General features: G+C 56.5%; 14 protein-coding genes, 2 tRNA genes and 5 pseudogenes. 10 read left to right on the forward strand and 11 right to left on the reverse strand.

The window, feature by feature from the left end:
- Window positions 1–8: 8 nt before the first annotated feature.
- From KRAC_RS74605 to KRAC_RS76150, 5 genes and pseudogenes are all read left to right on the forward strand, one after another.
- Window positions 9–383, forward strand: a complete 375-nt coding sequence (locus tag KRAC_RS74605) for a redoxin domain-containing protein (protein WP_052568461.1) — start codon at window positions 9–11, stop codon at window positions 381–383.
- Window positions 346–885: a hypothetical protein gene (locus KRAC_RS74610; protein ID WP_211221305.1), complete on the forward strand. Its 540-nt coding sequence runs from the start codon at window positions 346–348 to the stop codon at window positions 883–885. Before KRAC_RS74605 ends, KRAC_RS74610 begins: the two co-directional genes overlap by 38 nt.
- 332 nt (window positions 886–1217) lie before the next feature.
- Window positions 1218–4973: a WD40 domain-containing protein gene (locus KRAC_RS20415; RefSeq protein WP_007910284.1), complete on the forward strand. Its 3756-nt coding sequence runs from the start codon at window positions 1218–1220 to the stop codon at window positions 4971–4973.
- 238 nt (window positions 4974–5211) lie between these two features.
- A pseudogene (locus KRAC_RS66290) lies at window positions 5212–6748 on the forward strand (RNA-guided endonuclease TnpB family protein).
- Between the two features lie 283 nt (window positions 6749–7031).
- Complete coding sequence (locus KRAC_RS76150; RefSeq protein WP_244422216.1) at window positions 7032–7343, forward strand: hypothetical protein; 312 nt, start codon at window positions 7032–7034, stop codon at window positions 7341–7343.
- Window positions 7344–7363: 20 nt separating this feature from the next.
- On the opposite strand, the gene KRAC_RS20430 is transcribed toward KRAC_RS76150, so the two are convergent.
- Window positions 7364–8101, reverse strand: coding sequence for a site-2 protease family protein (locus KRAC_RS20430; protein WP_007910286.1), 738 nt, complete (start codon window positions 8099–8101; stop codon window positions 7364–7366).
- A gap of 654 nt (window positions 8102–8755) precedes the next feature.
- On the opposite strand from KRAC_RS20430, the gene KRAC_RS20435 reads away from it, so the two are divergent.
- Window positions 8756–10957: an ATP-binding protein gene (locus KRAC_RS20435; RefSeq protein WP_007910289.1), complete on the forward strand. Its 2202-nt coding sequence runs from the start codon at window positions 8756–8758 to the stop codon at window positions 10955–10957.
- 19 nt (window positions 10958–10976) lie between these two features.
- Here KRAC_RS20435 and KRAC_RS20440 read toward each other — a convergent pair whose 3' ends face one another.
- The 8 genes and pseudogenes from KRAC_RS20440 to KRAC_RS20465 form a co-directional block, all read right to left on the reverse strand.
- Entirely contained in the window at window positions 10977–12308 is a 1332-nt protein-coding gene (locus KRAC_RS20440) for an epoxide hydrolase family protein (RefSeq protein WP_007910292.1), read from the reverse strand.
- Window positions 12309–12378: 70 nt separating this feature from the next.
- Window positions 12379–12543 carry a hypothetical protein gene (locus tag KRAC_RS71465; RefSeq protein ID WP_169460920.1) on the reverse strand — a complete coding sequence of 55 codons (165 nt, stop codon included), beginning with the start codon at window positions 12541–12543 and terminating at the stop codon, window positions 12379–12381.
- A 294-nt stretch (window positions 12544–12837) separates the two neighbouring features.
- A pseudogene (locus KRAC_RS74615) lies at window positions 12838–12927 on the reverse strand (transposase); the annotation flags it as partial.
- A 52-nt stretch (window positions 12928–12979) separates the two neighbouring features.
- A pseudogene (locus tag KRAC_RS71470) lies at window positions 12980–15772 on the reverse strand (tyrosine-type recombinase/integrase); the annotation flags it as partial.
- Between the two features lie 272 nt (window positions 15773–16044).
- A tRNA-Gly gene (locus KRAC_RS20450) sits at window positions 16045–16117 on the reverse strand.
- Between the two features lie 4 nt (window positions 16118–16121).
- Window positions 16122–16194 (reverse strand) — tRNA-Pro (locus tag KRAC_RS20455).
- Window positions 16195–16286: 92 nt separating this feature from the next.
- Complete coding sequence (locus KRAC_RS20460) at window positions 16287–16769, reverse strand: hypothetical protein (RefSeq protein WP_007910301.1); 483 nt, start codon at window positions 16767–16769, stop codon at window positions 16287–16289.
- A gap of 317 nt (window positions 16770–17086) precedes the next feature.
- A complete protein-coding gene (locus KRAC_RS20465) occupies window positions 17087–17476 on the reverse strand; it encodes a response regulator (protein ID WP_040443951.1) in 390 nt (129 codons plus the stop codon).
- A 201-nt stretch (window positions 17477–17677) separates the two neighbouring features.
- Between KRAC_RS20465 and KRAC_RS20470 the strand changes: the two genes are divergently transcribed.
- On the forward strand, window positions 17678–18652 hold the full coding sequence (locus KRAC_RS20470) for a GAF domain-containing protein (RefSeq protein WP_007910306.1): 975 nt from the start codon (window positions 17678–17680) through the stop codon (window positions 18650–18652).
- Window positions 18653–18723: 71 nt separating this feature from the next.
- On the opposite strand, the gene KRAC_RS20475 is transcribed toward KRAC_RS20470, so the two are convergent.
- Together KRAC_RS20475 and KRAC_RS20480 are read right to left on the reverse strand one after the other, a co-directional pair.
- Window positions 18724–20121: a sigma-54-dependent transcriptional regulator gene (locus KRAC_RS20475; RefSeq protein WP_007910308.1), complete on the reverse strand. Its 1398-nt coding sequence runs from the start codon at window positions 20119–20121 to the stop codon at window positions 18724–18726.
- Window positions 20093–22723, reverse strand: coding sequence for a sensor histidine kinase (locus KRAC_RS20480; protein ID WP_007910310.1), 2631 nt, complete (start codon window positions 22721–22723; stop codon window positions 20093–20095). Before KRAC_RS20480 ends, KRAC_RS20475 begins: the two co-directional genes overlap by 29 nt.
- Window positions 22724–23118: 395 nt before the next feature.
- Here KRAC_RS20480 and KRAC_RS79605 point away from each other — a divergent pair.
- The 3 genes and pseudogenes from KRAC_RS79605 to KRAC_RS62085 form a co-directional block, all read left to right on the forward strand.
- Window positions 23119–23313, forward strand: a pseudogene (locus tag KRAC_RS79605) (RNA-guided endonuclease InsQ/TnpB family protein); the annotation flags it as partial.
- A 661-nt stretch (window positions 23314–23974) separates the two neighbouring features.
- Window positions 23975–25144: pseudogene (locus tag KRAC_RS20490) on the forward strand (RNA-guided endonuclease InsQ/TnpB family protein); the annotation flags it as partial.
- 36 nt (window positions 25145–25180) lie between these two features.
- Window positions 25181–25951, forward strand: coding sequence for an alpha/beta hydrolase (locus KRAC_RS62085; RefSeq protein ID WP_007910311.1), 771 nt, complete (start codon window positions 25181–25183; stop codon window positions 25949–25951).
- Window positions 25952–26470: the final 519 nt, after the last annotated feature.

Consider the following 26470-nt stretch of genomic DNA (forward strand, 5'->3'; position numbering starts at 1 on the left):
GAAAGGTCGTGCTCATCAACTTCTGGACTTATACCTGCATCAATCGGCTGCGCTCACTTCCCTATGTGCGCGCATGGGCTGAGAAATACCAGGAGCAAGGATTGGTTGTGATCGGCGTACACACGCCCGAGTTCGCCTTTGAGCACGATATTGAGAACGTTCGCCAGGCAGCCAGCGACAGGAGGATCTCCTATCCTATCGCGATCGATAACGACTATGCGATCTGGAGTGCTTTCGCGAACCACTATTGGCCAGCCCTCTATTTCGTTGATGCGCAGGGGCAGATTCGACATCACCACTTCGGCGAGGGCGCATTACGAACAGTCAGAACGGGTTCTCCAACACTTGCTAACCGAAACCGAAAGCGGTGGCATCGATCATGAACTGGTTTCGGTCGATGCTCATGGTGCTGAAGCTCCCGCTGATTGGAGCAACTTGAGGTCTCCGGAAACCTATGTCGGCTCTGGACGCACTGAGCACTTTGTGTCTCCCGGTGGCGCAGTCCTGGACAAGCGTCGCGTCTATGCAGCGCCGGCCCGGTTAAGGCTCAATCATTGGGCCCTTTCTGGGGATTGGATGATACAGCAACAGGGCTCTGTGTTGAACAGAACCAACGGTCGGATCGTATCCCGTTTTCACGCCCGCGATCTGCACCTGGTCATGGGACCGGTAGTGCGAGGAACGTCTGTGCGCTTTCGCGTGCGCCTCGATGGACAACTGCCGGGCGCGGCTCACGGCATTGACGTTAACGAGCAGGGAAACGGTACAGTGACCCAACAGCGGCTCCACCAGTTGATCCGACAGCCAGAGCCTATTACTGATCGGCAGTTCGAGATCGAATTTCTCGATGCGGGCATAGAGGCTTTTGTCTTTACATTCGGCTGATCTACGACATATGTACGAAAATAGTTGTTTCTGCTCGGCAGAAGCTTCAAATCCTAAAAAGGGTTGGGTTGCAAAAGAGGCATTCGCGTCCATCTCGCTTGCATGCTCTTTTTTTGCAACACAGCGATAAACGAATTGGAGAGCCTGGAGTCTTTCGCCATTCACCAGACCCTCCTCAAGCAACGTGGACCCGCCTCGAGCGCATCCACACCTACCAGTAGAGCGGGAGTGTCTGAGGAATCCTATCTCCAGCAAGTGACAGGTTCCTTTACTTTTCTTGCCTATGACTGACTGGGTGCCGCCGGGTCACGTGGAAGGCAAGGAGCACACCGATGACGCGCTACTCCTATCGTGAGCGCGATTATACTTTTGGGCAGGCCATGCTAAAGCTGCGCAACAGCATTAGTTTGACGCAAGCAGCGCTGGCCGACCTGCTGGGGGTCTCCCGGCGCGCAGTCGGCGAGTGGGAGGCAGGCAATACGTATCCCAAGGCGCCCCACCTGCAACACTTTGTGGAATTGTGCGTGCAGCAGCACGTCTTTGAGCCAGGGCACGAGGAAGAGGAGATCCGCGCCCTGTGGAAAATGGCGCACCAGCGGGTGTGGCTGGATGAAGCCTGGCTCTCGACTTTGCTGACCAGGCCACCTGTCCCACCGCACCCCATCACACAGATCAGTGATACGGCTATAGTGGAAGTTTCTTCTGCGTCCACTCCTCAGCTTTCTCCACAAGTTGAGAGACCAGTGATCCCGGCTTTCGCAAAGCCTGTCGCCTTTTCACACGTTGATTGGGTAGGGGCCCTTGACGTGAGCCACTTCGCAGGTCGCGAGGTAGAAGTGGTGAAATTGACCCAATGGATCGTGCAGGAGCGCTGCCGCCTGATCGCCATCCTGGGCATGGGTGGCATCGGCAAGAGCACCCTGGTCTCCCTGCTGGGTCAGCGCCTGGCTTCTCAGTTTGAGGCCGTCCTCTGGTGCTCGGTACGTGACGCTCCTTCCTGCGAGGAACTGGTCGCCGACTGCATCTCCTTCTTCTCCGAGACACCGCCCACCGCATTCCCCTCGTCTCTGGAACAGCGCATCAACCAGCTCGTAGCGCGCTTACAGGCCCGACGCTGCCTGCTGGTGCTCGACAACCTGGAGACCCTGCTGGTGAGCGGTAATCTTGAGAGCGGCTACCTGCCGGGATACGAAGGCTACGGTCGGCTCGTCGGACGCCTGGCCGAGTCGGAGCACCAGAGCTGCGTCCTGCTGACCTCCAGGGAGAAGCCCCGGGAGATCGAACCGCTGGAGGGGGCGCGCGGGCACGTGCGCTCACTGCGTTTGCAGGGTTTGGACGAACAAGCGGCGCACGAGCTGCTCGCCGACAAGGAACTCAACGGCACGTTTTCTGCATGGCAGCATTTGGTAGCCAGCTATGGTGGCAATCCCCTGGCCCTCAAAATCGTGGCACAGGGGGTCTCCGACCTCTTTGCAGGTGATATCGACCGCTTTCTCGAGGAAGGGGAACTGGTCTTCAATGGCGTGCGAGCGGTCCTGCGCCAGCAAGTGGGACGGCTGTCTATGCTGGAACATCTGCTGCTTACCTGGCTGGCCGTACTGCGCGAGTGGACGTCGCTGGACACGCTGGCGCAGGTCCTGCATCCTCGCATACCACGCGCCCCGCTGTTGGAGGCGTTGGAAGCGCTCAGACGGCGCTCGCTGCTGGAACGGGGGCAGCAGGCGAACTTCAGCCTGCAATCGATGGTGATGGAGTACCTCACCGATGAGCTGTGCGAATACCTGGCCGAAGAGATCATGCAGGGGACCCCGCAACAACTGCGCCGTGTGGCCCTCTCGCAGGCGAGGGCTCAAGATTATGTGCGAGAGATCCAGGTACGTTTGCTGGTGCGTCCTCTTATCGAGCGGCTACGCGCTGAACTGGTGTCCGATGCGCAGATCGAAGCCCACTTGCTGCGTCTGCTGGAGCAGTTCCGTGCTGAGGATGCCGCTGTGCAGGGCTATGGTCCCGCCAACGTCATCAGTCTGCTCAAAGACTTGCGTGGCCACCTGCGCGGCCTGAACCTCTCCAGGCTTGCCATTCGCGGGGCCTATCTACAAGACGTCGAGATGCAGGATGCATGCCTACGCGGAGCGCTACTCCAGGAAAGCACCTTTTCCGAACACCCTGATGTCATCGATGTGGTCGCTATCAGCCCTACCGGACAGTATTGGGCCGCCGCCGGCTACCAGGGAAAAGTACGCCTGTGGAGAGATGCGGGCCGCGTCCTGCACCGCGTCTGGCAGGCCCATACGAACGTGATCGAGACCCTTACCTTCAGCCCCAACGGACGCCTGCTCGTCAGTGGAGCCTGGGACGATACGATCAAGCTTTGGGACGTAGAGAGCGGGAAACTGCTCTGGACCGGCGTCCAGCACGGAAACGTCAACTGTGTAACCTTTACCCCTGACGGACGCCTGCTTACCAGTGGTGGAGGCGACGCTCGCATCCAGCTGTGGGATACCCAGAGCGGTACGGTCATCCAGCAGATAACGAACCAGGGAGGCACAGTGTGCTGGCTGGACTGGAGTCCTGATGGAACACAACTTGCTACAGGCTGCGCTGATGGCAACATTTGGCTGTGGCAACCTGGCGTGTCGGAGCCTGAAAACCACGTTCACCAGCTTTCGGGACATACCCACTGGGTGACGGGACTGGCCTTCGCCCCCAACGGCATCCAACTCGCGAGTGCAAGCTTTGACGGCACCGTCAAACTGTGGGACCTGGAGCGTCTGGAATGTATCCAGACGTTTTCGGGGCATACAGACCGCGTGATCCGAGTGGTGTGGAGCCCCGACGGACGGACGGTGGCCAGTGCGGGTTTTGACAAAACAATCTGGTTATGGGACACGCAGGAGCAGAGGGCGCGGGCCGTTCTACGCGAGCACACCGCCGCTATCTTTTCGCTTGCCTTCACACCCGACAGCCGCACTCTGCTCAGTGGTTCGAGCGACGGCACGATACGCGCCTGGGATGTGGAACGGGGGCAGTGCCTTCATGTCATAGGAGGCTACGTGGCCTCACTGTACGACGTCGACTGGAACCCCGACGGCAAGCAACTGTTCACTGCCGGGGCGGATACCCTGGTGACGATCTGGGATCGAGCCAGTGGCGCTCCGTCTGGCATCCTGCGTGGGCATCGTTGGACCGTATTTGGGATCGCGGCAAGTCCTGACGGGCAACTGCTGGTCAGTACAGGGCACGATAACCATATGGCGCTGTGGGAAGTGGGCAACGACGTTCCTCTGCACCTGCTACGCCCACCTGATGGGGCAGACACAATATTCTATAAGGTCATGTGGAGTCCTGACGGGCACTTTCTGGCGTGTGGAACCTACATGCATGGTGCACAGGTGTGGGATGTAACCACGCTCACCCGTCGGTGGGTAGCGCAGGCGTCATCGAACCTCATTCGAGACGTGGCGTGGAGTCCTGATGGAATGTGGGTAGCGGGCGGGAGCGATGATGGCTCCGTGTCCATATGGGCGGCTGCCGATGGCTCACAACGCTTGCAACGCAGACACGCCGGGGCTATCTTCTGCGTCGCGTGGAGTCTTGACGGAACATGGCTAGCCTGTGGTGGTGGCGGCAGAGAGGGTGGAGAAGTCCTCATATATGAGACACAGAGCGGGGAGCTTCTGCGCACCCTGGTCAGCCATCCCGGATTGGTATATGCAGTCGCATGGAGCCCGGGTGGAGACATGTTGATCAGCGCGGGCAGCGACGGCAAACTGCGCTGGTGGGAGGTCGCAAGCGGGCAATGTGTGCGGGTGCAAGAGGCACATCATGGGATGGTAGAGACGCTCAAAGTGAGTCCTGATGGCAGAATGCTCGCCAGTTGCGGCCACGATGGAGTATTACTCGTCTGGGACCTGCACAGCGGAGAACGGCTCCAAACGCTGAGGCGCGATCGACCCTACGAACGCCTCGACATCACTGGAACGCACGGACTCTCCGATGCACAAAAAGCGTCACTGTGTTCGCTGGGTGCTTTTGAGGAAACAGCCAAGATAAATAGCGTTTTGAGAGGAGAGAAAGTTCAGGAGTAGCCCGGCCCTTGCCCTATTTTCATGGCTTCAGCTGGTACTCTTCTCCCAGATGGCTCGTCGGATGACACAACGGGCTTTAGCCCGCCGCAAGCTGCGCCGTTTCAACGGCGGCAGTGAGGCGTGTCCTGGCTTTCGCCCTTGCATAGCACAATATAGAACATATGTTTGACAACTCCAATACATTGGAGTATACTCTACAAGAGACACACTCTATTTGTTTGAGAGAAACGTACGGAAAATGGCAAAAGCCACGAAAACAATCAGACAAGCGTTGCAGTATCCGCCACAGTCAGCCCACTCCTTCGCGGAGAATCAGGCACTCTACAATCGTGTCGTGGCCTTCTACTTTGAGGTCATCCAGGCCCATGAGGGCATCCTCTCTCTCAAGAGCAAGGAGGCCCTCACCACCCTGGAGAAACTCACCCATGCGACGGAGAAGAGCCCCCATCCCATTGTGCCGCTCTCCGACATCGCCCCGGATATCCCCGCGATGTTCCGGCGCGCCGCCATCAATGCGGCCCTTGGCTCTGCTCGCGCCTTTTTCTCCTCGCTCAAACAGTGGCGAGCACGCAAAGAGAAGCACAAGGCCAAACCATGCAAAAAGGGTAAGCAGAAGCAGCCGTTCAGGGAGCGGCCACCGGTCCCGCCACGCACCTGGAACAAGTCGGCCTCCTTCTACGCGGGCTTGTGGAAAGAACGCTCTGAGCACTCCATCATGCTCAGAGTGTGGACCGGCTCGTGCTGGTCCTGGCTCAAAATTGGTGCGCTTTCTCGCGATCTTCCCCAGGGGTACGCGATGGGCAGTCCACAGCTTGTTCGCAAGGGGGATCGCTGGTGGTTACATACTCCCATTGAGAAGACCTTCGAGGCTCCCGCAAAGAGCGGAGAGCAACTCACCACCGCCCAGACACGTCTCTGCGCGGTGGATCTCAATCTCGACAAGCATCTGGCTGTGTGCAGCGTCCAGACGGTTGACGGCACCATCCTGGCTACTTCCTTCATCGGAAATGGCACAGCGGTATCGGGCACAAGGCGCGCAACTGCTTGGACGTATTGCACGCAACCGATCTCAGACTGGCATCCTTGCCGAGAACGAACAGGACAATGCTGACCTCTGGGCGAAAATCAGGCACGTGGACGAACAGGTCGCGCACCTGGTGAGCAGCCGCATTGTCCAGTTCGCCAAAGAACATCAGGCGAGCATTCTCGTCTTTGAGCACCTGGGCAACCTTCAACCAGAAAAGGGCACGTATAGCCGCCGAAGCAACAGCAAACGCGCCTACTGGATGAAGGGCCGCATGTTCCGCTACTCAAAGTACAAGGCGTGGAATGCAGGCGGTATCATCACGGCCCGTGTGAATCCGCGCAATACGAGCCGGCAATGCCATCGTTGTCATGGCCTGGTCGTGCGCTACAACCAGGGATACCCCCAGGAGGGCTATACTCCCGGCGCCGCCCTCTGCTTCTGTCCACAGTGCCAGATGCGCGACCATGCCGACCGCAATGCCAGTCTGAGAGTCGGACAGCGCTTGATCGAGCGTACGCAAGCACCTTTGAAGGAAAAGCCTCATGCTCTGACGCGACGTGCGAGGAGGGAGCCGAAAGGCTCAGGTGTTGGGATCTCCCAGGATGCCGAACGCGAAGGGCAACCATCTCTTGCTCAAGCAAGGCAAGGGGATCACGCCAACGGGCCTGGCACCGCCCAGGGGGGATTGCGCCGGATGGGTGCGCGCCTCTCAGATATGGCTACCACACTACGCCTCCATTTTGAGTAGTCCCTACGGGACATGTCTCACGCAGGCGCTTACGGAGCCGTGTCAGAAGCTGCTGGGCTTTAGCCCATGCGGAGTGTCACGAAACAACTTGCACGTCGCGTTATATCATAATCGATACAAATACGCCTGTACAGAGGAGTGAAAATCCTACGCCAGTCGCTATGAGCAGCCCGGAAATGAGCCAAAGCCCTTCAAACGAAGAGATTTTCGCTTCAGAGGGATGGGCTGGATCATAGCAAACTGGCAGCAATCCGGTGGCTGTCTCAGGATTCCCCTGGAAGGTATGGCTTTGAAATTCAACAGCTTCCTCCTGCTCTGTCCAGAATTGGACGGTCACGATGCGGCAGGGGAAGAGCTGGTCGCTTTCCCCTGCCGGAACAACGTCATAGATGTCGCTCACATGCCCTTTCGCGAACGCTGCCTTTCTGAGGAACCTTCGCGTGCCAAGCAGAGAAATCAACCCGGTCACGAATATAACCAGCCCCCAGAGGCTCACGATGACAAGCGTGAGCACGAGCAACAGGTACTCAGCACCTCTACTATGCAGAGCAACGAGTCTTTCCATCCAACCTGGACCACCAAAAGCAAGCAGTAAAAGGGAGAGGCTCCATCCTGTCATAAGGCACCTCTTAGTTCTTCGCGCCTCATGACCTGCATAATGGCCGGCTGCGCCGCGCTTAACAAGAACCAGCCGATGAAACCAAACCAGAGGCCGTCCAGGATGTCGCCGGTGAAGAATATCCAGATGCCGTGCAAGATGAACAGATAGGCAACGACCTGTCCTGTCAACAAGGCAACATGCGTTGACAGATTAGAATTGCTCGTGAGCTTCCATATAATGGAGTGCAGGACGCGACCACCATCCAGCGGAAAGCCCGGAATAAGATTGAAGATACCCAGCACGATATTGGTCGCCGCCAGGTAGAACAGGACGCCTTCCAATGGAGAGTTGCTGCCGTGCAATGGCAACTGGAGCAGGAAACAGATGGCGCCAATTACCAGACTGGTGAGGGGGCCAACGAAGGCCAGCTGGAACTCGATGCCCGCAGTCATCGGCTCGCGCTCGATATTGGAGACACCGCCAAAGATGAACAGGGTGATATTGTTCACGGGTATCCCGCGACTACGTGCCACCAATGAGTGCGCCAGTTCATGCACAAGCACTGAGACAAACAACAGGAGAGATGAGAGGAAGGCGATGAGCCAATAGGTGGCACGTAACCACCCTGCATACAACTGGGGAAACCAACCGGTGGCAAGAGACACCGTCAGTAAGACCAGAATGATAATCCAGCTCACATGGACATCGATATCTATTCCGGCAATTTTGCCGATACGGAATGAACCTGGCATTAAGGAACTCCTTCTTCTGATTAATTTGTATGTTGTGGTGCTGCTGTCTGCGCGATGCACCACAACATACAACACTGGAGAATGCCGCAGGCATGAGACCGCACGCGCGTGACAGCCTTCCCTTCATGACGTGTAAGCGAAAGTCAAAGGGGGGGTCTGGAGTCTTTCGCCTTCCCCAGACCCTCGATAAACAGCATGGGTCCGCCTCGAGCGCACCCCACACCTCTCACAGTATAGGGAAAATGCCTGAGGAATTCAGCCTCCAGCAGGTGGCATATTCCTTCCCATTTACTTCGCATTGCCCGGGATGCGCCGCAGGTCCTCATGGAAGGAAGCATGCAGATGACGCGGCACTCCTACGTGAACATGACTATGTCTTGCTGGAAGGACGCTTCGGACTAAAAATCTCGTTCGTTGGCGGACCTGACGACTGCAATACTGGTCCTGGAAAGTGCAGGAAGTGGGAAGTAAGATGCCATCTGATGGAGACTGAATTTTTAAGGGCCTGCTGCTAGACTCTTGATTGGGAAGAGGATGACTCATTCTGGCAATGGGTCGCCAAACCTCTCAGTACGTGGGCGTGACGTCGCCGGTCTGCATCGCGCCCATCCCGATCGAAAGAAGTGAACAAACCAGAGACAGAGCAGGATAGCTATGGAATTGCGAGTGCCTTTCCCATCTGGGACGAATATAGAGCGACCTGAACCGGGTCTGTTACGAGTGGCTGTGCTTGGGCCACCGGAAGTAATGCATATTGGAAATCGCCTGACGTTTTCGCTGCGGAAGGCGCAGGCGTTATTGCTCTACCTGGCGGTCGAAAAGGGACTGCACTCTCGCAGCAAGCTGGCCAGTTTGCTGTGGCCCGACAGTGAAACGAATACGGCCCGTTCTGCCTTGCGTAACGCGCTGACGCTGCTGCTCAATCTGTTCGATACCTCGCCTGCGGCGGCCAGTCCTCTGCTCATTCAGCAGGATTTCATCGGCCTGAATCCGCAGGCTCCGTTGGAACTGGACCTGGACGTCGTGCAGCAGGCCTGGAAAGAGGCCCTGCGCTTCTCCATTGTTCCTCCTGAACCACTGCGCGCCTCCCTGGTCGCACAGGTCCAGCACGCCCTCTCCCTGGCACGCGGCTCCTTCCTTGATGGCTTCTGGCTGCGCGATGAAGCTCCCTTTGACAGATGGGTGCAGCAGCAGCAGCAGCAGTGGCAAATGCGCTTGTACCTACTGTGCGATCGGCTTTCTGGTTGGCAGGAGGCTACCGGGGAACTGGCACAGTCCCAGGCAACGCTCACACGCTGGTTGGAGCTTGACCCACTCGCAGAGGAAGCCTATCGACGCCTCATGCGAGTCCACCTAGCACAAGGTGACGCAACAGCTGCCTTGCAGATTTATGCTACCTGCCAGGCGCGCCTGGCCGAAGAGTTGCAGATCGAGCCATCAGTGGACACAATCACCCTGGCCGATCACATACGAACGACCTCGGCCCGCCGTGCCGGAAATCGCTCTGTGTATATTGCCAATGTGGCGAACCAGCCACCAGGTGAGCTGATAGCACCTCTCATCGGACGGTCCTCGGCTTTCACCCGGCTTGTCAGTTGCTACCAACAGGTGCGACAAGGGCAACCACAGGCAGTGCTGTTGACGGGGGAGGCCGGCATCGGCAAAACACGGCTGATGAGCGAATTCGTAGCCTGGGCCAGGGCTCAGGGGGCCGAGGTGCTGCGTGGGCAGGCGTTCGAACTGGGAGGACGACTGCCTTACCAGTCACTGGTGGATGCGCTGCGGCCACGGCTGGAGGCGGAAAATGCACCGGAGGACCTGCTGGATGATCTCTGGCTGGCCGAACTGTCCTGTCTATTGCCCGAACTACGGGTGCGCTATCCCGATTTGACCTCTCCTACTCAGGATAAACTGGTGGCCAGGCTACGGCTGTGCGAAGCGGTCGCCCGACTCCTGCAGGCCCTGTCAAAGCGCGTGCCGCTCGTACTGGTTCTAGACGATCTGCACTGGCTCGATGTGGCCTCCTTTGACCTCGTGCGTTACCTGGGACATTGCTGGAAGGACCATGGAAGCCGTGTACTCCTGCTCTGTACGATACGCAGCGATCAGTTGGAACTCAACCCCATGCTCTCGACCCGGCTGGCCGATCTGAGACATGATCTGCCGATGACATACATCGAGCTACAGCCACTAAGCCAGGAGGAGACCATGCAATTACTTGCAGCTATGGTTGTGGAAAGAGATCAAAGCTGCGTAGATAAATCAGAGATGCATGGACAGCCAACGACAGAACTTGCCGCAGGCTGTGCGCCTGGATGGGAAGCGAAACTGAGAGAACTGGGGAACTTCCTGTTTGCCCAGACGGGTGGACAACCATTGTACCTGCTGGAGATGCTCAAGCTGTTCCAGGATCGAGGATGGCTGGTGCCACAATTAGGGGTAGATGGCACCTGGCGGCTGGAAATGGCAGTGGAAACGACGACCCTCATCGCGCAGAAGCGGGCCGGGCGCGAGCTAGTTCCACCATTTGTGCGTGCGATAGTTCTGACACACCTCTCCAAACTGACCCCGCCAGCGAGACAGTTAGTCATGGCCTGTGCAGTGTTAGGGAGCCGGGTGCACGCACAGTCGCTGTGGCAGGCAGCCGAGTTGGGAGCACAGGAAGGCGTCGAAGCGCTGGAAGAAGCCGTCAAGAGCGGGCTGCTGCGCGAGGAGATCGCAGGAGGATCAAGAGCAGACTGTCTATGCTGCTATAGCTTCTCTCACGAACTGATGCGTAAGGTAGTTTATACAGAACTAGGAGCAGCACGTCGACAGATCACACGCCGAGGCGTGTCTGACCTCTCAGCAAGCTGAGAGGTCAGACACATTATCATTAGCGCAGCGATTTGAAAGCCGCACGAAGCTCTTGTGAAAAGAGCAGCGGCTGTTCCCACGCCGCGAAATGCCCACCTTTGTCGGCTTCGTGGAAGTAGATAAGGTTGTGGTAGGCCTGTTGCACCCAACTGCGAGGTGCCTGGTAAATCTCACCTGGAAAGACCGTAAAAGCCGCCGGGACAGAGATGTTCGCGCCGCTGACAGGAACGAACTTGTTCTCCCAGTAGAGACGACTCGCAGAAATTCCCGTATTGGTCAACCAGTAGAGCGTGATATTGTCGAGCACATCGTCCCGTGTCAGGTACTCTTGCGTCCCGTTCAAGGCCGAGAGTATCGCCCCGGCTGGCTGGTTATACCCATCACCGTGGTCAAGCATCCAGGCCGCCAGGCTGACAGGTGAATCCGCCAGGCCGTAGAGCGTTTGTGGGCGTGTACCCATCATACTTGCGTAGGCAAAATGCTTCGTCGTCAGGTTGACCAGTTGCCCGTACGCGTGTTCTTCATCGGCAGATAGGCCAGCTGGTGGCGGCCCGCCGGCCGGCAGCGCCTCTGCTATGTTTAAAGGATACGTAGAAAGCAAATTGGTGTGAATGCCACGTAATTCCGGAGGTGCCTGCACAGCCATCAGGTGCGTAACAATTGTACCCTGATCGCCGCCTTGCGCCACAAAGTGATCATATCCAAGGCGTTTCATCAGCGCCACCCAGGCACTCGCGATATGACCGGTGTCCCAGCCGGTTGTCGTCGGCTGCCCTGAAAAGCCATAGCCCGGCATCGAAGGAATCACCACGTGGAACGCATCTGATGCACTTGCGCCATATGCCGTGGGATTGGTCAATGGATCGATAATCTTGAGCTGCTCGATGATCGAGCCGGGCCAGCCATGTGTGACAATGAGCGGCATCGCGTCCTCATGCTTCGAACGAACATGAATAAAATGAATGTCAAGCCCATCGATCTCGGTCATAAATTGCGGCAGGGCATTGAGTTTCGCCTCGATCTTGCGCCAATTGTACCCTGTCCTCCAATGGCGAGTGAGTTCCTCAATGGTCGCCAACTGCACGCCTTGCGACGTATCATTGACCGTCTCCCGCCCAGGCCAGCGCGTCAGCGCCAGGCGTCGGCCGAGATCATCGAGTTCTTCTTGCGGTACGCGAATATGAAAGGGACGAATAGCAGAAGGAGTCGATGTCATTTCGGTTTTTGGGGTATTCATACTCATGCTCATTGCTTCTGCGTTACCAATGATACCAAACTGGGCTGCGGTAAGAGTCACGGCAGCCGTGCCCAAAAAGCCACGGCGGTTAAGCCTGGTTTTGTTGTTATGCATGAAATGTTTCACCTTTCTTCATGTCGAGTGTTACGGCGCTGGCCTCATCTCACTCCGACTGAGATGAAGGCTAATCCTCGATAGTAAGCAGACTGGCATTGTGCGCCGCGGCCATTCCTTCCCGATAGGGTGCCAGGGAAGCGGTTAGTGGTACAGAGGGATGCACCGGCGGTACGTACATCTCCTGAAAGCGCAGTGATCGCTCGTTTTCGTTCGCCTCTGTCGTTGCCACCATGCCCACATAAGCAATGAGTACCGTTATGGTTTGCCCTCTGACATTAGTATGCGGTGCACGCTTCATGAAAGCGCAATAAGCAGCGCAATGAACATCATGGAGGAGTTTATATACTGTGCCTCAATGGAAAAATGGTGGTCGCACTGCCTCACGAAGAATCTGGGCAACATGGGTTCGTGTCAGATGGTTTGTAGGGAGGTACAGGTGGCAGCAGAATTCAATTATCTCAGGTCTGAACTCCATCGATCCAGACAAACTGGTGAGCTCATCCCATACAGGTAATGAAAATGTCCTTTCGGTGAACACAGAGAGCCAGAACTTGGCACCTTCGTCCTGAGTGATCCACATGCCCAGCAGATCCTTCTACCCCTGCATATTCACCCCCCTCGTGTGCTCTTTTCCTATAACTCATCCCCAGATGCCTTTTGACGACGGCACTTTCCTCTTGACCCAATTGTTGCCGCAAAGTGAGCAGATCTCCACCTTCCTGCAGATAGCGCACAGCAAAGGTATCGCGTAACAAAACAGGACCAACTTCTTTCCTGGTGATCCCAGCCTGTTTTCGAAGTCGGCCAAACAGAAGCGCAATGCCATTGCTAGTGAGAGGGTGCCCTGTCTTAGAAAGAAACAGAGGCTCCTCTCCCACTCGTCTTCGCTTCACATCCTGGCCAGCCTTCAGGCGATGGTGATCCAGATACAGGCACAGATAATGGAATCCCTCATACCCCAAAGGAACCCATCGCTGCGTAGAACCCTTTCCTTGTACCCTGAGCCTGCCTTGTTCACGATCCACATCCGAAAGACGCATCCCGCAAACTTCAGCAGTACGCATTCCGGTCTCAGCAAGGATCCAGAGCACGGCTTGATTACGCGCCGCAGCCTGATCTTCTCCTGTTGCCTTCTCCCCCCCAGGCTGACAGGCCAACAACAAGCGTTCCCATTCCTCCGGTTCTACGAGGTGAAGAAACCCAGGTTCCTCGTGGGGCACGTGCAGATGAACAAAGGGCGTCCGCATCAGATACCGTTGCCGCACCAACCACTGGCAAAAGGCACGAGCCGAGCGAGCATACGATGCGATGGTTCCAGCAGCACGGAACATTCCCCTTGCCGTTGGTCGCTCACGAAGAAACGTGAACCAACCCTGTACCGCTGCCTCGGTGATCTGGTGTATGAGATCACACTGACACTCAGTGAGCAGATACTGTTGGAATAGATGCAGGGCTGTCTGGTGCCATTCCAGCGTTTTTGGCCGTCGTTTGCCTCTGCGTTGTGCCTCAAGATAGGCCTGGATGGCTTGCTCAATGGAGAGCGACGCCCCTCTCGGACGCGACGCGATACGGTGAGTAACGTTTTGCGATAGTAGACCTCCCTGAGATTGCTCCTGGTCCGGCATAAGCGTATGCGACCCGTTGGTGCTGACTGCGGTTTTCGGTACCTCTTTCGTCTCATCCGCAACAGGGCATAGAAAAGGCATCTGTTGTCCTGGCAATTGTTCCTGCAACACGTCTCTCGCAAGAGAAATCGTGGTAGCTCGAACCGGCAGGTCTGGTTGGCAAACTTCTACACCGGGCATCTTTGGCACCGAAAGACGAAACACATCTTCATGAAGTATGTCCTCTTGCCATTGTTCACCACGTGTCTCTTGCAGGCAAGCTCGTATCTTGCGCACACCTCGCTGCAACGTGCGCAGATGGAATGGCTGGTAACGCTCGGGAAACAGGCACTGCAATTCCCGAAACATTTCGCCACAGTTACGTTCAGGGTGGGCAATTACCCAGGATGCGATCAGTTCCCACACGTCCTTGAATGGATCGTGACGCGTTCGCGGCCAGTCGAGGAGCGTCTGCAGTGATGGCGACTCATGCACCTGCTCATGCTGTTCCAAAATCAATGCTGAGGGAAGTACATCGGCTGCCAGAGATGTTGGCAGACAGCGTTCAACACAAAATCGCCGCACAGGAAGCGTCTCTGTCTCTCCAGTGGCGCTCTCTGTACGGGTGAAGAGCGCCTGCTGCATCTCTTTTACCTGCGCAAAAAGCAGTATAGGATCTATGACTCGAAACATCTGCATCAACGCCTGCTCGCTCGCATCAGAGAGCACCTTGGAACGCATCAGGCGTTGCAGTGGCGTCCTGGCCTCATCGTAGACGAGGTGGACCTTTCTTCCATCGACCTGTTTCGCTTGTAATTTCATCGAGGGCTGAAAACAATTGACATAGATGTGCAGCGCTCGGTATACCTCACCCAGTTGCTGATAGGCCTGCATTCCAACAAACAGGTCATACCCAACCACCTGGCGTACGATATTGCCATTTTTCTGCTCGACATAACACTGATCATTCTTAAGCGTGGGGCGTCCTCGGGTGAAGGTGATCTGCTCCTGCTCACAATAGCTCAGGACCGCCTCATTAATGAATTCCCCTCCATTATCTGTATCGAGCCCCAGGATGGGAAAAGGAAAGAACTCACGTGCATGTCGCAACGCGTCGAGAACACTATCCTGGCACTTGGACAGGAGGGGAAGGCATTCCGTCCATCCAGTTGCAATGTCCGTAAGGGTTAACGTGTAGAGAAAACTTCCCTTGGTGTCCACACCGCCATGGGCCACCAGATCTGCTTCCAGAAAACCAGGCTGGGTCTCATTCCACTGTTGAAATGTCCGAATGGGAATCTGTTGCTTGAGCAGTGTTCCTGGACGTGTCGTGGAGAGGCCAGAGGGACCACGCCCTCGATGCATGCGCAGCAAGCGATCGGCCGTAGCCACACTCATCGTGAGGAGTTGGCTTCGATCCGTATCACTCAGATGCAGGTGTCCATACCGCTCCAATGCTTCGACGAGCGTCGGTAAAAACGGCATGAAGCGCTTGGCAGCAATCCGGTTCGCGGCATCCCACACCTGGACCAATGCCTCCTGGACCGCTGCGCCATACTGCCGTGGACGTGGACGCACGGGGGACGATTGTCCTTCCTCGGTATGATTCAACAGCCACATGGCATATTTGCGATGATAACCCGTGAGTTGGGTAAACTCGTCAAGGATGATCCGCTTCTGCGCCAATGTGGCTTGCCGATACTGCGGTAGCATGGATCTGAGTATTTCACGTTTGGTATGTAAACACAGCCCAACACCCATCATCTTCCGCCCTTTGTGATCAAACCAGGTGGGCATGCTGGCCATTGACACGACAGCGTTGTTTGCCTCACCGAAAATCTTCCTCTGGATAGACATTGTACTGGATCCTTTCCTGGAAAAGAAAGAGAAAATATGAGGGGAAAAATTCGCTCCATAGGCATAAGAAAAAATCGTATGAGGTAAGGCAAAGAGGAAGATTTCTGGTGAGGCAATGCGTGAACGAGGCAGGATGTGCTCCCTTTTGGAGGCAGGATGTGGTTGGAGGGATGTTGATCCAAAACGACATCGTCCCTTTGCTTCCTTCTGACCGGTCACTTCACTTGAAGTGGCCTCTCATCGGCTTGCAAAGGGACGATTGACACAGTCAAAGCGGGAGACGAGACTCGAACTCGCGACAGCCTGCTTGGAAGGCAGGAACTCTACCAACTGAGTTACTCCCGCATAGTCGGGGTGCGCGGACTTGAACCGCGGACCTCCTGCTCCCAAAGCAGGCGCGCTACCAACTGCGCCACACCCCGTTTGTTATGGTTGAAATATTAACATGGTTTTGGCGGCTTGTCAAGCACTTTTCGGCGCGATTTCTCAGCCATCCATCATGTCCAATTCACCCTTAGCGCGGGCGGTCGTTCTTGCGATAACGTAGCTTCAACAAGAACAGGTTCCAGCGCGTGCGTAGGTTGCTAAAAGGGCCGCGCCGCAAGGGGGTAATGGTGACATTGCCAAACTGGACCGATTGATGGCGCGCACGCTGCGCGGAACCCGAACGAGGCGAGACAAAGTTGGTAAGCGCGACACACACAATACAGATCATGCCCACAATGGCCAGCAGACCTGTGATGAAGTTGGCCTCATGCGTTGGCGTGGCATAGGCATAGCCACCACCCAGCAAGGCCGCCACAATGGCGCTCAGGAGAAACCACTCGTTGGGGGAAAAGTTCCAGGAGAAGCCCCGAAAACGAGGGCCACGTGGGGGTCGCTCCTTCTTGGGGGAGCTTGACCGGCGCTCGCTTCTCTTCCCCCCAGACCCCGGGGAGTCCGAGAGTTCCAGGTTGCGCAGTATCTCTTCAATTTCGCGTTCATATTTATTAGGCATAGCCGCTCTGCTTCCTTGTATGGTTACCAGGACGCTCTTGCTTGTAATCATACCAACTTTTGAGCGTCGATACAAGTAGTTTTCTTCCTATTTTCTTCTATCTAGCCAGGTGGGTATATTGTTTCTGCCGCCTGCGGCGGGGGGAGAAAGAAGAATTTGGGGACACCCCAAACCCCGCCAGGGGCAGAGCCCCTGGACCCCGGTCTCACTCCTCGCCGGTGATGAGTGGGGCAACCCTGGGGCTCTGCTCCTGGACCCCGGTCTCGCTCCTCGCTGGTGATGAATGGCCCTATCCCTGGACCCCACTCTCGCGTTCATCAGGCTTGTTTGGAGGGGCCTACCAGGGTCTGCACGCGCTCTACGAGCTCGAAGGGGTGAAAGGGTTTGGTAATATGGAGCGCCGCCCCCAGATCTTCGCTGATCCGCTCGTAGATGTGCTCAGCGCGTGCTGTGACTATGATGACAGGGATGTGCCTGGTTCGACCATCCTCGTGTAACCCCCTACAAATATGATACCCATCCTCCCCAGGCATCATGACGTCCAGGATAATCAGGTCGGGTAGCGGTCCATGCACAGGGGCAAGGAGCTGCTGCAACTGAGAACCATCCTTCGCGCACTCCACTTCAAATCCATAGCGCACCAGGACAAATGCGAGTATCTCCCGCACCTCCCGGTCATCATCCACAACGACAATTCTCTTTGGCATCTTTCCCAATCCCTTTACGGACCGCATCTCTCGCATGTATATATTCTCCCATACATGCTGGCTTACGCCTCTCCTCTGCATCTACTCTATACACGTTCTCCGCCCCAATGGTTGACTCACTCTAACCCCTCTGTTATCATATACAAAAGCGCAAATGGAAGTTAGAAACGCATCTAATCATGTATAAAAGGTGGAACTGGCATGAGTAGCAACGCTCCTTCCTGGACATCCATCCTCCACTCCATCATTAAGTCAACCGCCGAGCGTCAACGGATCGCCAATGAACTCTCAATCGCTCCCATGACCCTGACCCGTTGGGCCAATGGCGAGACAAAACCGCATAAGCAACATCTTGTTCGCCTGCTTCAAGCTGTTCCCGTCAAGGATCGCCAGGAACTCTTCCAAGCCCTGGAACAACAATATCCCGACCTGCATGCCTGGCTGATTGAAGATACCGTCGATACCATTCCTTCTGAGTTCTTCGCCCAGGTCCTGCATATGCGTACCATCACCAACGAACGCTTGCTCTTCTGGCGCCTGGCCGACCTCATCTTGAAGCAGGCCCTGGAACAGCTCGATCCCAATCGCCTGGGTCTCTCCATTCGCCTGGTCCAATGCATGCCACCACGCGAGGATGGGGCCATTCATAGCCTGCGTGAGATCGCGGGCAAGGGGCACTTCCCCTGGCCGAGCGACCTGGAACACGAGATCTGCTTCCTTGGGGGCGAGACCCTCTGCGGCTACGTAGTTGAGACTGGCTACCTGCAACTTGTTAGCGACCTGCGCCATGAACATCCTCCCTTTCCCGTCTATCATGATAAATTTGAGGTCAGCGCGGTCGCTCACCCCATTCGCTACGCGGGACTAACCGCCGGGTGCCTCCTCGCCGCCAGCAGCCAGCCACACTACTTCACCCCCCTGCGCGTGGAACTGGCCAAACATTTTAGCGACCTGCTGGCCCTGGCCTTCCCCAAAAGCGCCTTTCATGCCAACGAGGTCATCAAGCTGCATATCATGCCCGAGCCAGAGAAACAATATGCCCTGATCAATACCTATCGTGAACGCACGGCCCGTCTGGCTCAACAAGCCGCCCAGGAACACTTACCCTTCGATAATACTCAAACCAGCATCCACGTCTGGCAACAAATCGAAGGCGAACTCCTCGCAACCCGCTAAAATCTGGTTCAGGGAAGGGATGGTGTTGTGGCCATGCCTGCGGCATGGCCACAACACCATCCCTTCCCTTTTTAATCAATGCCGTGTTTGCGCATGAGGTAGCGAAGCTGGTCGACTTTGGCGAAGCCGAGCAGCTCCGCGGCTCGCGTGCGGTTGTGCCTGGTAGTCTCCAGGGCCCAGCGGATAAAGTGGCGCTCGATGCGCCCGTTGATCTCTTCCAGCGAGACCGGGCCGGTGGGGCGTGCGTTAAACCACTGCTCCCAGGGATCTATCGGACTGGGCGCCTGCCCGTCTTTTGAGCCGACGATCTCATGGGGCAGGTGCATGGGCAGCAGCTCTTCGCCGCTACTTAAAATAATGGCGCGCTCAATGACGTTTTTTAGCTCACGTATATTCCCCGGCCAGCTATAATTCTGTAAGAGGCGTTGCGTCTCGGGCGCAAGCTTGCGCACGTTACGACCAAGCGAGCGATTGAAGTCTTCGATAAAATGGGCGGCGAAGAGTAGGATATCTGCTGGCCGCTCGCGCAGGGGCGGCAAGGGAATCTTCAGGACCGCCAGGCGGTAGTAGAGGTCCGAGCGGAAGGAGCCATCCTTCATGGCCAGCTCCAGGTCGCGGTTGGTCGCGGCCAGGATACGCACATTGATCCTGACCTCCTTGTTGCCACCCAGGCGAAAGAAGGAACGCGTCTCCAGTACGCGCAGCAGCTTGGCCTGCATGTCAAGCGGCATCTCGCCAATCTCGTCCAGGAAGAGCGTGCCTCCTTCTGCCAATTCTAACAGGCCGCGCTTCTGCTTCTTGGCGTCGGTAAAGGCATACTGCTCATACCCAAATAGCTCGCTTTCAAGCAAGTTGTGCGCGATGGCGGCGCAATTGAGCGGGTGAAAGGGGCCGCTGGCACGTGGACTCTGCTCATGAATGGCGTGCGCGATAACCTCTTTGCCGGTGCCGCTCTCGCCAGTGATGAGCACCGAGGCATCACTACGCGCGATCTTGGAGACCAGCTCAAAGACGGCATGCATACGCTCACTATGCCCCACGACGTGATTAAAATGATAATTATCGCTGCGCTCTCGCTTTAACTGTCGCAGTTCTCTCGACATCGCGCTGGTATCCAGCGCTCGTTTTACAACTAGCAACAATTCCTCCAGGTCAAATCCTTTGAGTATGTAATCTGAGGCTCCTAACTTCATGGCCTCTACGGCGGTCTGGACGTCGCCATAAGCGGTCAGGATCACTACGGGCAGCTCCGCCTCATGCTCGCGAATACGCCTGAGTACCTCCAACCCACTCAATTTGGGGAGGCGCAGGTCCAGCAAGACAAGATCAATCGTATTCTTCTGGAGTTCGCGCAGGCCCGCCTCGCCATCTGAGGCGGTGTAGACATCATAGCCGCGCTTGCGCAGGTAGCGTGCAAGCTGGTGCGGTAGATGTGGCTCATCATCGACGATCAGAATACCCAGGCTCATCAACACCCTCCTCCACTAACATCTCCTCTTCCAATAACATGTCGCCCCAGGGCGCGTTATAAGCACCTTTTCTGCGGAAACTTGTACAGGCATCCTCATCGAAGACGGGCAGGCGAATCGAGATGGTTGCGCCATAGCCATAGTGCCCCTCGACGCGGATATAGCCCCCGTGGTCCTCGACCAGGCGACGCGTGATCGCCAGCCCCAGGCCAATACCGTGGGCTTTGGTGGTAAAGAAGGGTTGGAAGATACGCCCGAGTTGTTCTGGTCTGATGCCCTCGCCAGTATCGCTCACAGCGATCTCAACCCACCGCGAGAGGGTGATGCCTGGACGCTGAAGCCCAACCAGCACCTGGGGTGAGCGTGTAGTGGCCACGTCCTCCTGCTCGCCCTCAGCCATCTCCTGCTCGGCTGGTAGCGTCATGCAGGAGACGGTGAGGATGCCCCCTTCGGGCATGGCCTGTAGAGCATTCATGTAGAGATTAAGCAAGACCTGCTCCATTTGCCCGGCGTCGACGCCGACGGCAGGGATGTCGCGGTAGACGCGATGTACGACGACATTGGCCGCCTCGCACTGTGGCTGAATGAAGTGCAATACCCGGTCGCTTAGCTCGGAGAGGGAACAGGGCGTGCGGTGCAATTGACGCGGCTTGGCGAAGAGCAACAGGTCATGCACGATGGCGTTGAGCCGCTCGACCTCTTTCAGGACGACCGAGCTCTCCTCGCGTATCCAGGCCTGGTCGCTTCCCAGGCCACAATCAATCTCGTCCGAGGGCAGAGGCTCAGTCGTGGTGGAGAGTTCCTCCATGATCATCTGCATAGAGGTCTTAATCGAGGCCAGGGGGTTGCGCACCTCGTGGGCGACATTGGCGGCCATCTCGCCCAGAGTCGCCAGGCGGTCCAGGCGCCGCTTCTCCTCCTCCAGGCGATGGACCGAGGTGACATCGGTGAAGGTCACAAGCATACCAATGGGCATGTTACTCTCATCGCTTAGGGGCAGGGCATCGACCTCCAGGACCACTTCGCGTCCCTGCCGGTCGGTGTTCTTGATGGTTCCGCTGCGCAGCTCTCCCAGCAAGGCGTGAAAGGGGGCTGGCAGGCGCTGGAGCGAGATGGTGGATCCCGGCTCGCCATCCGCTCGCGCCGGGTCACCATTCGGCCAGGCTCCTTCGCCTGGCGCATCGCCTCGGAGAGCGCTGAGGACCGCCTCGAAGGTCTGCGTCTCGCGCACCGGCTCATCTATGCCTGGCGGCAAAGATGGCTGCTCAATAGGTGAGAGATATTGCTCATACGGGGCGGTCGCGACATGCAGGGCGCGTATATCCAGAACACGCACCAGCGGCTGGCCCACAATCTCGCGGGCATGGTAGCCAAGAATGGCGGCGGCGGCGCGGTTAAAGGTGGTGACGCGCCCGGAGCGGTCGGTCGTGATCAGGCCACTGGGAATGCTTTCGAGGATCATCTCTTTGAGGCGCTGGTCCTCAAGCACCTGGCGCAGGAGCTTGCGCGCCTCGTTGCGGGCCTCAATGACCTCGTGCATGAGCGTCATATTCTCCAGCGCCGCCCCCGCCTGGCTAGCGAGCACCTGGAGCAGTACTAGTTCGGACTTACGCAGCTTCCAGGGCGCGTGATAGGCCCCGATGACCACGCCCAGGATACTCGTCTCCTGGGCATACTCCTGATCTTTGCTGATACTCCCGCGCAGCAGGGAACCGCCGCGCCGCGCGCCGATCTTGCCACCCAGCAGGGGGACCGCGAAGAAGGTCTTCACAGAGGAGGGGAGGGCCTGAGCCACTTGCTGGCTCCAGGGGTCATTTCTGGCGCCAGGCAATTCTAGCAAGAGGATTTCGGGAAACTTCTGTTCGCCAAAGTAGCGCAGGAGGAGGGTGCGTAACTCTTCTGTCACCCATGTTTCCTTCTCGGTAGGCCTGGGACGCGTCCGCGCGCCCCGTGCAGGCACCTCTAGCAAGGCCCCCAGGTCGGCCATCGAGATCTCGCGTGCGCGCTGGACGATGACGGCACGCATACGCTCGTATTCATACATCGAGTAGTGCATCTGACTGCTGATACTGTTGAGCAGCGACAACTCATGGATGCGCTCCCGGTCGCGCTCCAGCAGGCGTGTATTCTCCAGTAGTAGCGCGACCACGCCCGCGACGGCCTCGACCGTGCTCACCTCGTCCGCCTGCCAGGCCATAGGCGGCTCAGAGCATTCCTCGCGTGGCAGGCGAATGGCGACCATCACGCCGATACAGCGCTGGCGATAGATGAGGGGTGCCGCGACATGCGTAGGAGCACGAGAGGGCGTGGCCCTGGCATGCCGCTCGCGCCAGGCCTGCGCCTCCAGGAGGTCGCCTGTGAGCGGGATAGGATTGATGCGTGCCACCGAGAGCAGCGCGCTCGACCAGCCCGGCTGATCATCGAAGGAGCCAGCCACAAACTGGAGTGTCTCGCCAATGCGCTGATAAAAGAGGACGCAGCGACAACGCAGCAGGGTCGCCAGCCGTCGCGGCAGGCTATCCTGTAACGTTTTATAATCAATAATGGCGCTAAAATCTTGTAGCAGGGCCTGCACGACCCCCGCAATCTCAACCTGCTCCACCAGTGGCACCTCTTCTTCTACCCATCAACCCAATCCCCACACGTTCCACAACGACTCTCACGCTCAAGCAAGCCTTCCCTCCCACGGAAAACCGCCTTCACATCACACTTACTGGAACCCATCATAACAGATGTGTCTGAAGCAATGCACGCAAATAGGACCACTTCATGAAAATATTGTCACCGAATATCTGAAAGCGCTCGATAGTTGATGTGATATCGAGCAGATCAGAGCCGTACATATATAAGCCGCACATATATGCATTGAAGGATAAAAAATATGCTCAAATAGCTTTAAGGAGCGTAAGAGCAGCAATCGAAAATGTGCGCGACTATGCTTAAAGGTGTGCTTGTTGTCCACCTTTGGAGGCATTGACAGAGAGACGCTATCATGGTATGCTACACGCACCATACAAGAAAAAGTGTTCTAAACCAGAATATCTGGCGTTTCTAGCGAAAGAGGCGACATCTCTCTCTCAGTGTGGTGTTGAAAGGGAAGGGGTTTTCATGCCCCTCTGCAAAAAGATCAAACTTGACCTCAGCGAGCAAGACATGGCTACCCTTGAGTTCATGCAAGGAAAATGCAGAGGGCGTGCGCTATGAGGCGCATCGTAGTATCCCTGGCGCAGCCAGGTAGAACTGAGAGGAACGTTCTAGGGTTAACGGCTTACCTTTAACCTGAAAAGATTAAGGGGACAGGAGCATGCCGATAACGCGAGGGGTATCTGAAGGCACTGTAAGATACGCCTCGCTAGACCCGCGCGATATGGTAAAAGCTAAACTGCTTGAAGCTCAATCTCCATCGGGGTTCACATTCCCCCACTGGTAGAGTGCTTGTTCACCAGTGTCATGAGATGCGAAGGTCTGAGGCCTCAACCTCCGCAACCTCTCTCACATGAGCGATGGCTAACGAAGCCACCTAAAGAGATGAATGAGCTACCTACGTCGCGCTCGGACGTATTACGATGACGTACCATAGGATCATCTACCGGGAGAGATCCCTAAGATGACGGACATCCCATAGTAGTTAGAGGAGAGGAAAGCTCTCTACACGGCGAAGGGGATGAGGTGATGAGATACTCAGTAAAGTGAGGTACTCGAGATGAGCGACAGCCGAAACCGTCCTGGGTATCATTCAACGAAACTTGAACATCACTGGCGAGCCGGATGAGTCGAAAGGTTCAAGTCCGGTTCTGAGGGAGACTGAGAGAAAAGGAGCAAGCAATTGAAACCTCGCTCCCAGTCTACCCTACTCTACAATTGGTGGGTGATGAAATTGCGAGACGGTGAGAAGTGGCGCTTCAACGCCTGCAAGAAAACGCTGGCCGAGAGCCGTGCCCATGATCCTGAACTTAATCAGGTCTATGGGAAATTGCTTGCGGAAGTGTACTATCGCCTGGATGGGGCCATGCGAGCCTTCTTTCGTCGCGTCGCCAATGGGGAAACCCCAGGCTTTCCCCGCGTGCGCCCTCGCCATGGCTTCTTTACCCTCTGTTATCCGGCGATGTATCTCACGCTTGAGGGAAACACCCTCATGTTGCCCACAGGGGGCAAGGGCAAGCACAAACGCTTTCCTGCCATCCGTGCTCACCTCACCGAACTGCCTCCCGAAGGCTTTCGAGAGGTGGCGATCAGTCGCGATGGCAGAGGTAACTACTACGCCTCTTTCAGCTACCGAGAGCCCGAGCAAGCCAAACGCGATGGCAACACCGTGGCTTTCGATCTGGGCATCAAGACGCTGGCAACTGGGGTCACGGAAGGGGGCCGAATCTATCACATCGGTGGGTTCAAAGGCTCGCGTTGGTACAACAAACAGTTGGATCGGCTTCGCTCGAAACGCAGCAAGTGCAAGAAGAAGTCGCGTCGTTATCTTCATCTGAGCAAGGTGTACAAGCGCGTTTCGCAGAGGAAGCGCAACAAACAGCGCGATAGCCTGCACAAGGCATCGCATCTTATCGCACGGCGATTGGTTGAGAGAACTGTCGTCGTAGGAGATCTTTCCCAACGGCACATGGTCATGAAAGAGCATCAGGAGCGAAACAAGGCGCTCAATCGGGCGGTCTACAATGACTGGGGCTTGTATGCCTTCGTCCAAATGCTCACCTATAAATGCCAGTTGTATGGGAAAGAGCTTCAGTTGGTAGATGAGCGTAACACGTCCAAGCAGTGTAGTGGCTGTGGGAATCTGCAAGCCATGCCACTGTGAAAGCGGACGTATCAGTGCGCGGAATGTGGACTCGTCATGGATCGAGATGAGAATAGTGCTCACAACATCTTGACGAGGTTCCTTGCCCGGCGAGGGCCATACACTCAGGCTTGTCCTGAGTGCGATGTGCTGCAGGTGACCCAAAGCGGCGTAGAAGTCATGGGGACTTCCTGTGAGGGCCAGGTGCAGCAATTGAATCTATTCGAGGGTGCATAAGCACATTTGAGTAGATTTAGAAAGGCAGATCACCACATGAGGAAACATCACTTCCACCTGCGATTCATCGCGCTCCTGCTACTCTGCCTGGTGCTTGCGGCCTGTACATCAGGAGGAGGCTCACCACAGGCCTCAAACACCCCTACGCCGACCGCGACACCCCCCATCACCCCTACGCCCACCACGCCGACAGTCACCGGTCAAGAGGTCCGCTTTACGACAGCCGATCATATTAAGCTTGCTGGCATGCTCTATAGCAAAAGCGGCACGACAGCGATTATCTGTTCTCATGAACTCAATAGCACCAAGGCTATATGGCAAGGGATCGTGCCCTGGTTCGCCGCACGCGGCTTTATGGTTCTGGCCTATGACTTCCGTGGCAACGGCGAGTCCGAAGGGCAGCGTGATAACGCCCAATATAGCCAGGATTTACTTGCCGCCATCACCTTTGTCAAAAGCCAGGGCGCGAAAAAAGTCATTCTGCTTGGCGCAAGCATGGGGGGATCAGTGAGCCTGGACGCCGCCTCCCAGACCAAAGTAGCAGGGGTCATCACCCTCTCCGCCCCCCTTATAGGTTGGATCGAGGAAAAGAAGATTCCCGCAATCACTGCACCCAAGCTCTTTATCAACAGTCAGGAAGACACCTACGCCCAGGAGACCCAGCACATGTTCGACATCGCCCAACAGCCTAAAGAGATACACATCTACCCCGGTAGCGCCCACGGCACCGCAATCTTTGGAACCGAGAATAGCCGTGATTTAATTGACCGCATCATCGCCTTCACGACCAAAAACGCGCCCCAATAAGACGTCCCTTCCCCCAGGCCTTTTTAGTCCATGCAAGCATGGACCCTACAATGCTCTTACCCCTACATCTGTAATAATATGGGCGTACATTGTGGGCGGATGCCCGCAATGTACGCCCATATTATTACCCCCTGAGCAGGTGCGAAGAGGGATAGGACCTTCACAGGACATGAAGCAGACAGTGTTATGGGTGGACGCTGAGACGGAAAAAGAGTACAATAACTCATGCGCGAATATGTATGCATTGTCTATATCACTGTGCTAAAAGGCCGGGTGTTGCAGTCAAGAACCCCATGCCTAAAAGGGTAGGAGCTTGCTCAAACGGCTAGAGCAACGCAAGTCTTGAACTAGTGGGCTTTGTTCTTTGGAACAGACAGCAGCGTGAGGGGCTACAAGGACGTACGGACGCCACCCTAATCCGTACCACTCCTCGCCACGCCGAAGCGGATGGCATGCATGGAACCATGCCTATGCCTCTCATGCACCACGAAGGGTCATATAACCCTGGCATTGACCAGG

Source organism: Ktedonobacter racemifer DSM 44963 (genome assembly GCF_000178855.1).
In the GTDB taxonomy this organism is placed as follows: domain Bacteria; phylum Chloroflexota; class Ktedonobacteria; order Ktedonobacterales; family Ktedonobacteraceae; genus Ktedonobacter; species Ktedonobacter racemifer.